Raw genomic sequence first — 12,769 nt, 5'->3', positions numbered from 1 at the left:
ATCTTGGCTGCTTGGCAGCAGGCCACGGCTCATGCAGTCTCGCCCCATTCCCAAAAAGGGGCACATCGGATGAGCGAGACCATCAAGACGGACGTTCTCATCGTCGGAGCAGGGCCGGTCGGGCTGTTTGCCGTGTTCGAGCTTGGCCTGCTCGACATGAAGTGCCATCTGATCGACATCCTCGACCGTCCCGGCGGCCAGTGCGCCGAACTCTATCCGGAAAAGCCGATCTACGACATTCCGGGATGGCCGACGATCTCGGCCCAAGGGCTCGTCGACAAGCTGATGGAGCAGGTCCACCCGTTCAAGCCGGACTTCACCTTCAACCGCATGGTCTCCAGCCTGGAAAAGCTGGAGGATGGCAGTTTCCGCGTCGCCACCGACGAGGGCGAACTGTTCGAGGCCAAGGTGGTGGTGATCGCCGCCGGCGGCGGCTCGTTCCAGCCCAAGCGGCCGCCCATTCCGGGCATCGAGGCCTATGAAGGCAAAAGCGTCTTCTATTCGGTGCGCCGCATGGAGGAATTCCGCGGCCATGATCTGGTCATCGTCGGCGGTGGGGATTCGGCGCTCGACTGGACGCTCAACCTGCAGCCGATCGCCCGCAGTGTGACGCTGGTCCACCGGCGCCCGGAGTTCCGCGCCGCGCCCGACAGCGTCAACAAGATGTACGCCATGCAGGAGATGAAGCAGCTGGAATTCCTGGTCGGTCAGGTCAGCGCGCTCACCGGCGCCGATGGCCAGCTTGCGTCGGCGACCATCAAGGGCGGTCCGGACGGCGACGTCGAGGTGCCGTGCACGCGTATGCTGCCCTTCTTCGGCCTCACCATGAAGCTCGGGCCCATCGCCGAATGGGGGCTCAATCTCAACGAGAACCTCATCCCGGTCGACACCGAGAAGTTCCAGACGTCGATCCCGGGCATTTTCGCCGTCGGCGACATCAACTCGTATCCGGGCAAGCTGAAGCTGATCCTGTCAGGCTTCCATGAAGTCGCGTTGATGGCGCAGGCGGCCAAGCGCATCGTCAGTCCCGGCGAGCGCATCGTGTTCCAATACACGACCTCGTCGACGAGCCTGCAGAAGAAGCTCGGCGTGCACGACTGAGGCGTATCGATAGACAGGTGATGCCGGCCTGAATCCCGACACACCGCATAGGATAGGGATCTATTCCGCAAGCACCGGCGCGGCATGCTCGTCGCGGCCGCGCAGCGGTTTTTCCGGCATCAGGAAGATTACGATCAGTCCCAGGACGAGCGTCACGCCGGCGGTCAGAAAGATCATCACGAACGGCAAGGCCGATGCCAGCTGTATGTGCGTCTGCGATCCTTCGGCGGAGAGGGGCAGGCCATAGCCGAGCGCGACGGCGCCGAGCATGGCGACGCCCAGCGCGCCACCTAATGTGCGCAGGAAGGTCAGCACGCCGGTGGCGACGCCGAGATGGGTGCGATCGACGGCGTTCTGGACAGAGACGGTGGCGACCGGGAAGGTCGTCCCGCCGCCGAGGCCGACAAGCGTGGTCAGGATCTCGACCTCGAGCAGCGAGGCATGTCCGGCAATGGCACTGAGCAGGCCGAGGCTGGCAATGGCCAAGGTGATGCCGATCATGGCGATGCGCTTGTAGTGCACGAAGCGCGGGATCATGCGGCCTGAGAAGGTGGCGCCCGCGACCGTGCCGAGCAGAAGGCCGAGCATGGCCACGCCGGATTCGCTTACCGACAGCCCGATGACCGCCTGCAGATAAACCGGCAAATAGACTGAGGCGCCGATATTGGCCGCCTGCAACAGGAACATCGACAGCGTGCCGGCGAGCACGATCGGATTGCTCAGCACGTCCAGCGAGATCAGCGGCTCGGCCGCGCGCAATAGCCTCAGCGCGAAGAATGCCCAGAACACGGCGGAGCAGGCCAGCAGGCCGAGGATTTCGCGCGACAGCCAAGGGTAGGCACTGCCGCCCCAGTTCAGCGCCAGAAGCAGCAGTGCCGTGGCAATGACCAAAAGCACGGCGCCCAGGCCGTCGATGCGGTGGTTCCTGGCCGCGACCGGCAGCTTCTTCAGCGGGTTGTTGATGATCGCCATGGCCAGGAAGCCGATCGGCAGGTTGATCCAGAAGATCAGCGACCAGTGCAAATGTTCGGCAAAGACGCCGCCGAGCAGCGGGCCGGCGATGCTGGCGACCGCCCAGGTTCCGGAGATCCAGGCCGCGTAGCGTGCGCGCTCGCGCGGCGGCACCAGATCGCCGATGACGGTTTGCGCCAGCGCGAAGAGACCGCCGCCGCCGGCGCCCTGGATGGCGCGGCCGATGACCAGCACCAGCATGTTGGGCGCCAGCGCGCTGACCAGCGAGCCGAAGAGGAAGACCAGGATCGCCGCATAGATGACCGGCCTGCGCCCATACACATCGGAGATCTTGCCGTAGAGCGGCGCCATGGCGGTCGCGGTCAAAAGATAGGCGGTGACGATCCAGGGCAGGTATTCTGCATGGCCGAGCGCGCGCGCGATGGTCGGCAGAGCGGGGGCGACGATGGTCTGGTCAAGCGCGGCCAGAAGCATCGACAAGAGCACGCCGCCGATGATGGCGTTCTTCTCGCTCTCGCTGATCAGCGGCGAGGCTTTCGTCGCTTGGTTCTCGACGGTCTGGTCCATGCGTCGTTCTTTCAAAGGGTGGTCATCAATGCGCCAAGACGGCCTCGGCCGGTCGCGCCTGTCATTTCCCATCGCGGATAAGGGGTTCGGGGTGTTCGAACCCGCTATATGTCGTGCGATTTAGGCCGATTTCGACCGTCGCTCGAAAGTTTTCGCGTTCTGGCACCATGTTTGGAAGCGAGTTGGCCTTCAATGAGCCGCGTCAGGGCGGCGGCAGCTGGCCGGCTTCGATCCGCTGCATCCGGTAGCGCATCAGACTAAGGATGCGGTTTTCGAAATTGACGGCCTCGACACGGTCGAAGCGCACCTGATCCTGGTCGTGCCTGGCGAGTTCCGTCGCGGTGATCTGAGCCGCCTTGGCCTTCGCATCGCCGCAGGTCTTTTGCGGAGGGGCGGCCTTCAGCGCATCCTCCAGCGAACGCGCATGGTTCTTGGCGATCTCGACATGGCGCTCCTCGTGGCGCTTGATGTCGGCCGACAGCGTGTCCCAGAACAGCCTGACGTCGGGGTCGGATTTGCGCGGCCGCCGCCACTCGGGCAGGATCACCTTGACCTTCACGGTGACGACCGCGTCGGCGACGCGGCAGAAACCGGCACCCTGCTCGTAGCTGATGCGGTTGGTGAAGGCCATCTGCGTGGCACCGGGGTGGCGCGATCCGGTGCTTTTGACCTCGGGCCCGTTCTTCGAAAGCTGGTTCTGGATCTCGTCGAGCGTGCGGCCGCCGACGCTGAAATAGCTGTATGTCTTGACCAGGTTGGCCGCGCTTGCCGCGGGAGCGGTCAGGGCGAGCATCAGGACGCAGAGCAGCGGTCGGTTCATCATGTTGCCTCTTCACGCAGCTTGCTTTAGGGCCGTTGCCGGCGCAACGAAAATGATTTCGCGCGGCTCACGCATGGTTGATGGACGATGACGAACAGGCGGTGGCAGCTGGCGCATGGACTCCATCTCGACCTCGGGCCGAAGGCGGTCGTCGTGGGCATCCTCAACGTCACGCCGGACTCCTTTTCCGACGGCGGTCTGTTCATCGCACCGGAAAAGGCGGTGGAGCAAGCGCACCGCATGGTCAAGGAAGGTGCGGCCATCATCGATGTCGGCGGGGAATCGACACGGCCCGGCTTCGCCCCGATCACAGAAGAAGAAGAACAGGCGCGCGTGCTGCCGGTCATCGAGGCGCTGGCCGCCGCCGGCGAAGCGCTGATCTCGATCGACACCTATCGCGAGGACACCGCGCGGCGCGCGGTCGCTGCCGGCGCGCATATCGTCAACGACGTCTGGGGCCTGCAGCGCGAGCCCGGCATCGCCCGCGTCGCCGCCGAGACCGGCGCCGGGCTCATCATCATGCACACAGGACGCGAGCGGCAGAAACTGCCGGATGTAATCGAGGACCAGTTCCTGTTCTTGCGCAAGTCGCTGAAGATCGCGCATGGCGCCCGCGTCGCCGACGGCCAGATCGTGCTCGACGCCGGCTTCGGTTTCGCAAAGGAAACGGCGGAGGAAAATCTCGACCTGATGGCGCGGTTTTCGGAGCTGCACGCGCTCGGCTATCCGCTGATGGCCGGGACGTCGCGGAAGCGCTTCATCGGCAATGCCACCGGGCGCGATCCGGCCGACCGCGCCGCCGGGACAGCAGCCACCAGCGTGATTTTGCGCTTGAAGGGAGCCGACCTGTTTCGCGTCCACGATGTCGCAATCAACGTGGATGCGCTGGCGGTCACCGATGCTATGCTGGCGCGCGAAATCGAGCCCCCTCCCGGACACTGATCATGTACGTCATCCGTATGCAGAACTGCGCCTTCTTTGCCCGCCACGGCGTGCTGGACGAGGAGGAGACGCTCGGCCAGCGTTTTTATGTCGACGCCGAACTGACGGTCGAGCCGAGCCGGCCGCTGGAGGAAGATTCCATCGAGGACACCGTCAATTACGGCGTCGCCTTCACGGTGATCGAGAAGATCGTCACCGGGCATCGCCGCTTCCTGATCGAGGCGCTGGCGCTGGAAGTGGCGAAGGCGCTGGCGGCACGGTTTCCGCAGATCAGGAAAGCGGCGATCACAGTGCGCAAGCCGAACGCGCCGGTGCCGGGCGTGCTCGATCATGTCGAGGTGACCGTTGTCTGGCCGCAATAGCACCGTCTATCTCAGTCTCGGCGGCAATCTCGGCGACCCGGCGAAGTCGATGGCTGCGGCGCTGCGCATGCTGGACGGCGATGACCGCACGCGCGTCAGCGCCGTGTCCTCGCTCTACCGCACGCCGCCCTGGGGCAAGCTCGACCAGCCGGATTTCCTCAACGCGGCCGCCGCGGTCGAGACGGAGCTTGCGCCGCGTGCGCTGCTCGACCTTTGCCTCGATGTCGAGCGGCGCCTGAAGCGCGTGCGCGAAGAGCGCTGGGGGCCACGGCTGATCGACATCGACATATTGGTGTTCGGCGACCGGGTGATCCACGAAACCGGCTTCGAAGTGCCGCATCCGCGCATGCTGGAGCGCGCCTTCGTGCTGGCGCCGCTGGCCGAGATCGCGCCCGGGCTCGCCGTCGGCGGCAGGAGCGTGGCGGAGCGGCTCGAGGCCGTCGATATTTCGGGTATCGAGCGGTTGCCGTCCGGTCGGGAATGGTGGCTGGGCTAAAGATCAGCCGGAAAACCCGCCGCCGTCCAGAAATGCCTGTTCCTCCGCCGTCGTCTCGCGGCCGAGCATCCGGTTGCGGTGCGGGAAGCGGCCGAAGCGCCGGATGATCTCCAGATGCTCGTCGGCGTATTTCAGGTATTCGGGCGCTTTGGCGGCCGTAAGCTCCACCGAGCGTTCCTGGTCGGCCAGAAATTCGGAATGCTCGAAGGGCAGATAGAGGAAGACGCGGACAAGCTCTTGCAGCTCGAGGTCCTGTCCGGCGGCGATTGCCTTGCCGGCGAAGTATCTGGCCAACGGATCGGTCGCATACATGTGGCCAGTCCCGCGAAAACAGTTGCGCGGGAACTGGTCGAGCAGGATCATCAGCGCGAGCGACCCCTCGGCATGGGCGTTCCAGTCGTCGCATTCTCGTCGGGCTGCGGCATAGTGCAAGCCCAGGAAACGGTTGCGAAAATCGGCGTCGAAGGCATCGTTCTTCTCGAACCATGCGTCCTCGCCGGCATCGCGCCAGAATGTCGTGACCGAAAGCGCTCGTGGGTCGAGCTCCGCCATGCCTTTCCCCTCAGCTCTTCGTCTCTGCCTTGCTCGGCGTGTCCTGGTTCAGCACGACGGCGGTCTCTTCGTTCAGCGCCTGGCCCGGGCGACGCGGCGTGGCGAGCGGCGTCGGGATCGGCGTGCCGATGTTGCCGCGCAGGAAGCGCCGGCCGGCGCGGATGCCTTCGGCGAGTTGCGTCTCGAAGCGGTCGCTGTCGCGCCGCCGCACGTCGTCGATGACCTCGGCGACCTCTTCCGGATCGACGCCCATCGCTTCCAGCGCCGAACCGCCGAAGACGAGCGCGGATTCGAAGGTTTCGCGCAACTGGTAGTCGACGCCGGCGCGAATGAGCTGCAGCGCGGTGCCGCGATCGAAGGCGCGTGCCAGGATCGTCAGCAGCGGGAACTCCGACTTGATGAGCTCGGCCATGCGCACGGCCGCGTCGGGCTTGTCGACGCAGATCAGCACGGCGCGCGCCCGTCCCGCACCGGCGGCGCGCAGGATGTCCAGCCTTGTGCCATCGCCATAATAGACCTTGAAGCCGAAATCGGCGGCGGCCTGGATCATCTCGACATCGTTGTCGATGATCGACACGTCGATGCCGCGCAACAGCAGCGGCTGGCTGGCGATCTGGCCGAAGCGTCCGAAGCCGATGATCAGCACGCTGCCGGTGAGGCCGTCGGCGATGTCGACGCCTTCCAGCGATTGCTCGTCGCGCGGCGTGACATAGCGCAGCGCAATGATGGCCAAGGGCGTCAGCACCATGGAGATGATGATGATGGCGGTCAGCGTCGCGTTGGCCGGGCCGTCGATGATGCCGACCGCGGTGGCCGAGGAATAGAGCACGAAGGCGAATTCGCCGCCCTGCGCCATGACGACGGCGCGTTCCAGCGCTTCGCGGTGGCCGGTCTTCAGCATGCGCGCGACGATATAGATGCCGAGCCCCTTCATGAGCATGTAGGCGACGACGTAGATGGCGACGAGACGCCAGTTCTGCGCGACGATGCCAAGATCGAGCGACATGCCGACGGCGAGGAAGAACAGGCCGAGCAGGATGCCGCGGAACGGCTCGATGTCGGCCTCGAGCTGGTGGCGGAAGGTCGATTCGGACAGCAGTACGCCGGCCAGGAAAGCGCCCATTGCCATCGACAGGCCGGAAAGCTGCATGGCCAAGGCAGATCCCAACACCACCAGCAGCGCTGCCGCGGTCATGACTTCGCGGGCGCGGGCATCGGCCAGGATGCGGAAGAGCGGGTTGAGCAGATAGCGTCCGGCAACGACCAAGCCGACGATCGCCGCGACGCCGATGCCGACCTCGCTCAGCCGCTCCGAAACGCTGGTTTCAGCCCCTCCGGGCGCCAGGAAGGCGACCAGCGCCAGAAGCGGCACGATCATCAGGTCTTCGAGCAACAGGATGGAGATGATGCGCTGGCCCTTGGGCGAGGACATCTCGCCGCGTTCCTCTAGCAATTGCATGACGATGGCCGTCGAGGTCAGCACGAAGCCAGCGCCGGCGACGAAGGACTGGGCGATGGGGAAGCCACCGGCGATGCCGACCAGGGTCAGAAGCGCCGCGCAGACGCCGACCTGGAGCGCGCCGAGCCCGAAGATCTCGCGGCGCAGGCCCCAGAGCCGCGACGGCTGCATTTCCAGCCCGATGATGAATAGGAACATGACGACGCCGAGCTCGGCGACGTGAAGTATCGCCCCCGATTCCGAAAAGATTCGCAGCCCGAACGGACCGATGACGACGCCCGCGGCGAGGTAGCCGAGGATCGAGCCCAGTCCCATGCGCTTGAAGATCGGCACCGCCACGACGCCTGCGGCAAGCAGCGCTACCACCTGCACCAGATCGCTGCTCGAGGCTTCAACCGCCATGCCTGTCACCCTGTTGCTCAGTGCACTCCTTGCATGCACCAGCGGCGCGAGGCAAGGGCGGGAGGACTGGCTGGAAGGTTAGGGCGCCGGTCAGCGGATACAAAGAGGCGGCTGCGCGGCAACGGGCTGTTGCAGCGGCGTTACACAAGTTTATCCGCTGGCGTCGTTGCAAGCCGCCGCAATCAGCAGTTAAGGCACGCCTGGCTTGGTTACCGGGGCTTTGGCCCTTGGGCTAGCCAATTGGCTTCGGCCATTGGGAGGGCAGCTGCGATGGGCGGCTGCCTCTTTTGAGGAGATGACTGACATGAAGAAGTTTTTGCTCGTCGCCGTTGGTGTTGCGGCGCTCGCCGGTTCGGCCTGTTCCAAAGGGCCGGAATGCACGCAGGAGATGGTTACCAAGAAGGCGCAGGACATGGCTGCCGCCCTCCAGGAAGCAATCACCAAGGACCCGAGCAAGGCGGCCGATCTGACGGCCAAGGTGCAGGCCGTGACGACCAAGTATCAGGGCGCCACCACGCTGGACGAAGCCTGCAAGGCCTATGACGAACTGACTGCCACCATCAAGGGTTGAGCGCAGTCGCAAAACATTGCTCAGGCGGTGGCCGGGCGGCTGCCGCCTTTTTTACTTGTTCAAGCGTGCTGGATCAGTTCTTGGCGATCGCGCCGACTTCGACCGAGTCGACCCGCTTCAGGCTCATGCCGATGACCGGAACCAGCTGCTTGTCGACGCGCACGGCCACCGTCACGGTCATCGAATTGGCGTCCGGCACGCGGGCCTGCATGACACCGTTCAATTGTTTGCGGTTGATGGTGAAGACGACCTTCTGGGCATCGACGACATTGCCGCCGACGATGTCCATGCCGTCGGCGGTCGAGCCGCCCATGAAGGTGCCCTTGTAGCCATCGCGGCCCTTGCGCTCGACGGTCGCCGACATCTTTTGCGTGAAGACGCCGACCCGGCAGCCGCCGTCTAGCGTCATGCCGAGCTTGCTGTCAGGCGTCGAGCCGTTGAAATCGCAGGTGAATTTCGTGCCCTTGTATTTGCCGGCAATGATCTCGCCAGGACCTACCCATCTGCCCTCGATCGACCGGAAAAACTGCTTGTCCGGCTCCCCGCCGAAGGCCTTTTCGACAAGGCCGAGCGGCGCGGCAACCGCAACCGCCACAGGCAGTACGCAAGACAGGATTACGCTTCTCATCGACGACACCCGGCACGACAGAGTCTGTTCTTGGAACAGAAACGACCATGCAGAAGATTGGTTAATGCTTCGTCACCGGGGCTGGGTGTCCGTTTACCTTACCTGTCGTCTTGAGTGTCCTTACGAGACGCAAACGAGGTCAGCGCCGACAGGAAAACGCCGAGGCCCGGGCGCTTGGCGGCGATGAACGGGAGCGGGCGGGCCGTCTCCATCGCGGCGATGCCGATGCGCGCCGTCATCATGCCGTTGACCACGCCTTCACCGAGCTTTGCCGATAGCTTTGCGGCGAGGCCGTGGCCGACGATCTGCTGCACGAAACTGTCGCCGACAGCGATCGAGCCGGTGACGGCAAGATGCGCAAGCACGCCGCGAGCTAGCCGGAAGAAACCGAGCGTTCCGGGACGCCCGCCATAGAGCTCGGACAGCCGGCGGATCAGCCGGCCGGCCTCGAACACCACATAGGCGACGTCGACAAGCGCGCGCGGGCTCACCGCCGTCACCAGCGAGACGCGTTTGGCGGCTTCCAGGATCATCGTCTTGGCGCGCGCGTCGAGCGGCGACAGGATCTCGGTCTCGGCAAGCCGCACCAGATTGGCGCCGTCGATGATCTCGCCGCGCAGCCCGGCAAGCGAACGGCGGCCGGCCGCGGTCTCCGGCTTGGCGGCGACGAAGGCCGAAAGCTCGTCGACCAGGGCGCGCGCGGCCTTGGGATCGTCGCGCGCCACGGCATCCAGGGCGCGCCTCTGCATCTTCTCGACTTCGGCGAGGCGGGCGATGGCGAGGAATTCGCGGACCAGGATGACGAACAGCGACAAAAGCGCGACCGCGGCCATGCCGACCGCCAGCCAGCCCAGCCAGTCGGCACGGGTAAACAGGTCGCGGATGAGCTGGTCCACCCATAGGCCGACGGCGAGCGAGACAAGCGCGCCGACGGCGCCAAAGAATAGCCGCGCCAGCAGCGAACGCTTTCTCGGCGCCGTCGCCGGCGCGGCGGTCTCGATGTCGGGCTCGTCGAAGACGTCGATTTCCGACGGGATCACCACCGCGACATCGGCTCTCGCGGTACGCGGCCGGCGCACCGGCTGTTCCTCGACGCTGCGGCTCCGCGTTGCTTGCGGCTTGGCTTCCACCTCGGGCTCGATGCGGAAGGCCGCGGGTTTGCGGGGCGCGGTCATGCCAGATGATCTCCGATCAAGAACTGCAGCGCGCGGTCCAGCCTTATATGCGGCAGGGACAGTGTGACGCCCTCGGCGGTGCGCTCGAGCTTCGGCGGGCGAAAGCGCACGAAGCGGATCGCTGGTTCATTCTGAGGCCCGGATTCGGAAAGGTCGAACACTGCCTCGACTTTTTCCGGCAAATCGCCTGGAAATATGGCGGTCTCGGTCTTGCCGTCGAAGGTCTCGCCATCGATCTTTTCACCTTTCAGCGGCGTGCCGATGATCACAGGCAGGGTTTCGCGGCCCTGCTTGACCGTGCCTTCGCGGGTCGAGCGCACGGCCGCCATGGCGACGACGTCGACGTCGGCGCCGCTGAAGTTCGCCCGCGCCACGGCGCGGTCGGCCAGGCGGCGCACGATCGCCTGCAGCCGGTCATGGCTTTCGTGGTGCAGATGATCGGCCTTGGTCGCCGCAACCAGGATGCGGTCGATGCGGCGCGAGAAGAAGTCGGTCAGGAAATTGCCGCGGCCGGGCCGGAAGCAGGACAGGATTTCGGTGACGGCGCGCTCCAGGTCGGCCATGGCGGCCGGACCGGCGTTGAGCGCCTGCATGGCGTCGATCAGCACGATCTGGCGGTCGAGGCGGGTGATGTGCTCGCGAAAGAACGGTTTGACGACATGCGTCTTATAGGCCTCGTAGCGGCGCTCCATCATCGCCTGCAGCGAACCGGAGCGGCGCCGCTCGGACAGTCTCATCAGCGGCGCGAAGGTGAGCGCCGGCGAGCCTTCGAGGTCGCCCGGCATCAGAAAGCGTCCGGGCGGCAGAGTCGACAGCGCGCGCTCGTCGAGCTTGCAAGCCTTGAGGTAGGCGGCGAAGCGCTCGGCGAGACGCCGGGCCGTCATCTCGTCGGCATCGGCGTCGGGATCGACGGTCGAGGCCAGCTCGCGCCAGGCCTGCGACAGGTCTGAGCGCACGGGCAGGGCAGCGAGCTCCACCGCCTCGCGCGAGAAATCGGCGAAGGATTTGCCGAGCAGCGGCAGGTCGAGCAGCCATTCGCCGGGATAGTCGACAATGTCGAGCGAGAGCTTTCCGGCCGAAAACAGGCGGTTCCAGCCGGAGGCGGATTCGTATTCGATGGTGAGCCTGAGTTCCGAAATGGCGCGCGTCGATTCCGGCCAGACGCGGTCGTTGACCAGCGCCGCGACATGGTCCTCGTACTGGAAGCGCGGAACCGCGTCGTCCGGCTGCTCCTCCAGAAAGGCGCGGGCGATGCGGCCGGATTTCTGTGCCTCGAACAGCGGCAGGCGCCCGCCATGGATCAAATTGTGGACGAGGGCGGATATGAACACGGTCTTGCCCGCGCGGGACAAGCCGGTAACGCCGAGCCGCAAAGAGGGGGAAAAAAGCCCGGCTGCACGGCCCGACAGCGTGTCGAGCGCAATTTTTGCCTCGTCGGTGAAAGTGGTCAGCGATGATGCCAAAATGCGGTCTCTCGGGCCCTGTCAGGCCCCGATATAGGCCCTGGGGCAGCCGTTTCAAATGGTGTCAGAGGTCGGCCGGGGTGAGAAAGGCTTCGAGATACCCATTGCCTTGCGCTGCTTCGGCAAGGTTGCCGGGAAAGCGCACCACGGCCAGCCCGGACGTCGGGAAACCATGGTTCAGCAGGCCGCGTGCGGCCTCTTCGCCGTCGCCCGACACGGCCATGGCAAGGTCTTCCGTCATCGGATTGTGGCCGATCACCAGCAGCGAGCCGGCGCCGCCGTTCTTGCGGATGATTTCGAGATAACCGGCTGCATCCTCGCTGTAGAGGGTATCGAAAAACAGCACCCGGCCGGTGTCGGTGCGGCCTGCAAGGCCTTCCAGCGTCTGCCGCGCCCGCTTGGCGTTGGAGCAAAGGGTGGTGTCGGGCACATAGTTGAGCGCGCGCATGGCCTCGCCCATCGCCTCGGCATCGGCCATGCCCGATTCGTCGAGCGGACGGTCGAAATCACGCACGCCGGGCAGCGCCCAGCCGGCCTTGGCATGCCGCAACAGATAAAGTCTGCTCAACCCGACCCCCATGGCGTCGCCTCGTCCGGAAAACCGCGATTAGTCACCAGAACCATGTCATGCGCAATGGCGGGTTTTGGGCAACCGCAGCAAATCATAGGGGAATTCGATTTAGGGGCGTTCAAACAAAAGTCCTCGCAAGGTGTTTCCCCTGCGGGACTAACAAATGCGTGAAACTCTCACCGATTGCGCTTGTGCAGCCCTTTATCCGCGAATATATAGGCGCCAAATTTGGGGTTGTTGGGTGAGTCGAATGAACGATATCGCTACCGCCGATTACGTACCCTCCGAAGACGAGCCGTTCATGAACGAACGGCAAAAATCATACTTCCGCCAAAAGCTTATAACCTGGAAGAATGACATACTTCGTGAAGCACGTGAAACTCTAGAAATCCTGCAGCAAGAAAACGCCAACCATCCCGATCTGGCAGATCGCGCCTCCTCAGAAACCGACCGCGCCATCGAATTGCGCGCCCGCGACCGCCAGCGCAAGCTCATCTCGAAAATCGACTCGGCTTTGCAGCGCATCGACGAAGGCACCTACGGCTATTGCGAGGAAACCGGCGAGCCGATCGCGCTGAAGCGGCTCGACGCGCGCCCGATCGCGACGCTGTCGATCGAGGCGCAGGAGCGCCATGAGCGCCGCGAGAAGGTCTATCGCGACGACTGACGCGCGCGACGGCAGAGTTTG

14 protein-coding genes are annotated in these 12,769 nt (G+C 64.8%); 6 read left to right on the top strand and 8 right to left on the bottom strand.

Annotated features, from left to right (window positions below; genetic code table 11):
• Positions 1-69: 69 nt before the first annotated feature.
• The gene (locus tag FJ988_RS04085) at positions 70-1,101 is read left to right on the top strand and encodes an NAD(P)/FAD-dependent oxidoreductase (RefSeq protein ID WP_140815486.1); all 1,032 of its coding nucleotides are present in this window, start codon (positions 70-72) and stop codon (positions 1,099-1,101) included.
• Between the two features lie 60 nt (positions 1,102-1,161).
• On the opposite strand, the gene FJ988_RS04080 is transcribed toward FJ988_RS04085, so the two are convergent.
• Both FJ988_RS04080 and FJ988_RS04075 read right to left on the bottom strand, forming a co-directional pair.
• Complete coding sequence (locus tag FJ988_RS04080; protein ID WP_140815485.1) at positions 1,162-2,640, bottom strand: MDR family MFS transporter; 1,479 nt, start codon at positions 2,638-2,640, stop codon at positions 1,162-1,164.
• Positions 2,641-2,842: 202 nt separating this feature from the next.
• Positions 2,843-3,463: a DUF922 domain-containing Zn-dependent protease gene (locus tag FJ988_RS04075; protein WP_140815484.1), complete on the bottom strand. Its 621-nt coding sequence runs from the start codon at positions 3,461-3,463 to the stop codon at positions 2,843-2,845.
• Positions 3,464-3,547: 84 nt separating this feature from the next.
• On the opposite strand from FJ988_RS04075, the gene folP reads away from it, so the two are divergent.
• From folP to folK, 3 genes are read left to right on the top strand one after another with little or no spacing between them, the layout of a single operon-like run.
• Positions 3,548-4,402 (top strand): dihydropteroate synthase, encoded by an 855-nt coding sequence (gene folP, locus FJ988_RS04070; RefSeq protein WP_140815483.1) that lies wholly within the window; start codon positions 3,548-3,550, stop codon positions 4,400-4,402.
• A gap of 2 nt (positions 4,403-4,404) precedes the next feature.
• Positions 4,405-4,764, top strand: a complete 360-nt coding sequence (gene folB, locus FJ988_RS04065) for a dihydroneopterin aldolase (protein ID WP_140815482.1) — start codon at positions 4,405-4,407, stop codon at positions 4,762-4,764.
• Entirely contained in the window at positions 4,748-5,260 is a 513-nt protein-coding gene (folK, locus tag FJ988_RS04060) for a 2-amino-4-hydroxy-6-hydroxymethyldihydropteridine diphosphokinase (RefSeq protein WP_140815481.1), read from the top strand. The genes folB and folK overlap by 17 nt, the downstream gene beginning before the upstream one ends.
• A gap of 3 nt (positions 5,261-5,263) precedes the next feature.
• Here folK and FJ988_RS04055 read toward each other — a convergent pair whose 3' ends face one another.
• Complete coding sequence (locus FJ988_RS04055) at positions 5,264-5,812, bottom strand: DUF924 family protein (RefSeq protein WP_140815480.1); 549 nt, start codon at positions 5,810-5,812, stop codon at positions 5,264-5,266.
• 10 nt (positions 5,813-5,822) lie between these two features.
• Positions 5,823-7,673, bottom strand: coding sequence for a monovalent cation:proton antiporter-2 (CPA2) family protein (locus tag FJ988_RS04050; RefSeq protein WP_140815479.1), 1,851 nt, complete (start codon positions 7,671-7,673; stop codon positions 5,823-5,825).
• A 304-nt stretch (positions 7,674-7,977) separates the two neighbouring features.
• Here FJ988_RS04050 and FJ988_RS04045 point away from each other — a divergent pair, with 304 nt between their 5' ends.
• Positions 7,978-8,244: a hypothetical protein gene (locus FJ988_RS04045; protein WP_140815478.1), complete on the top strand. Its 267-nt coding sequence runs from the start codon at positions 7,978-7,980 to the stop codon at positions 8,242-8,244.
• Between the two features lie 73 nt (positions 8,245-8,317).
• Here FJ988_RS04045 and FJ988_RS04040 read toward each other — a convergent pair whose 3' ends face one another.
• The 4 genes from FJ988_RS04040 to FJ988_RS04025 all read right to left on the bottom strand — a co-directional run bounded on the left by FJ988_RS04040 (position 8,318) and on the right by FJ988_RS04025 (position 12,078).
• A complete protein-coding gene (locus FJ988_RS04040; RefSeq protein WP_181183417.1) occupies positions 8,318-8,872 on the bottom strand; it encodes a hypothetical protein in 555 nt (184 codons plus the stop codon).
• Between the two features lie 98 nt (positions 8,873-8,970).
• On the bottom strand, positions 8,971-10,047 hold the full coding sequence (locus tag FJ988_RS04035) for a YcjF family protein (RefSeq protein WP_140815476.1): 1,077 nt from the start codon (positions 10,045-10,047) through the stop codon (positions 8,971-8,973).
• Positions 10,044-11,510 (bottom strand): YcjX family protein, encoded by a 1,467-nt coding sequence (locus FJ988_RS04030; RefSeq protein ID WP_140815475.1) that lies wholly within the window; start codon positions 11,508-11,510, stop codon positions 10,044-10,046. The genes FJ988_RS04035 and FJ988_RS04030 overlap by 4 nt, the downstream gene beginning before the upstream one ends.
• A 64-nt stretch (positions 11,511-11,574) precedes the next feature.
• A complete protein-coding gene (locus FJ988_RS04025; protein WP_140815474.1) occupies positions 11,575-12,078 on the bottom strand; it encodes a histidine phosphatase family protein in 504 nt (167 codons plus the stop codon).
• 253 nt (positions 12,079-12,331) lie between these two features.
• Between FJ988_RS04025 and dksA the strand changes: the two genes are divergently transcribed.
• A complete protein-coding gene (dksA, locus tag FJ988_RS04020) occupies positions 12,332-12,748 on the top strand; it encodes an RNA polymerase-binding protein DksA (RefSeq protein ID WP_140815850.1) in 417 nt (138 codons plus the stop codon).
• Positions 12,749-12,769 lie beyond the last annotated feature (21 nt).

The sequence above is a fragment of the Mesorhizobium sp. CU3 genome (genome assembly GCF_006442965.1).
Taxonomy (GTDB): Bacteria; Pseudomonadota; Alphaproteobacteria; order Rhizobiales; family Rhizobiaceae; genus Mesorhizobium.
This window is presented reverse-complemented; position numbering and strand designations above follow the sequence as displayed.

Bases quoted from the DNA above. Each gene is read 5' to 3' on its own strand.
- FJ988_RS04050 (WP_140815479.1), bottom strand. From the start codon at position 7,673: ATGGCGGTTGAAGCCTCGAGCAGCGATCTGGTGCAGGTGGTAGCGCTG.
- FJ988_RS04035 (WP_140815476.1), bottom strand. From the start codon at position 10,047: ATGACCGCGCCCCGCAAACCCGCGGCCTTCCGCATCGAGCCCGAGGTG.
- FJ988_RS04080 (WP_140815485.1), bottom strand. From the start codon at position 2,640: ATGGACCAGACCGTCGAGAACCAAGCGACGAAAGCCTCGCCGCTGATC.
- FJ988_RS04085 (WP_140815486.1), top strand. From the start codon at position 70: ATGAGCGAGACCATCAAGACGGACGTTCTCATCGTCGGAGCAGGGCCG.
- FJ988_RS04055 (WP_140815480.1), bottom strand. From the start codon at position 5,812: ATGGCGGAGCTCGACCCACGAGCGCTTTCGGTCACGACATTCTGGCGC.
- FJ988_RS04045 (WP_140815478.1), top strand. From the start codon at position 7,978: ATGAAGAAGTTTTTGCTCGTCGCCGTTGGTGTTGCGGCGCTCGCCGGT.
- folB (WP_140815482.1), top strand. From the start codon at position 4,405: ATGTACGTCATCCGTATGCAGAACTGCGCCTTCTTTGCCCGCCACGGC.
- dksA (WP_140815850.1), top strand. From the start codon at position 12,332: ATGAACGATATCGCTACCGCCGATTACGTACCCTCCGAAGACGAGCCG.
- folP (WP_140815483.1), top strand. From the start codon at position 3,548: ATGACGAACAGGCGGTGGCAGCTGGCGCATGGACTCCATCTCGACCTC.
- FJ988_RS04040 (WP_181183417.1), bottom strand. From the start codon at position 8,872: ATGAGAAGCGTAATCCTGTCTTGCGTACTGCCTGTGGCGGTTGCGGTT.
- FJ988_RS04075 (WP_140815484.1), bottom strand. From the start codon at position 3,463: ATGATGAACCGACCGCTGCTCTGCGTCCTGATGCTCGCCCTGACCGCT.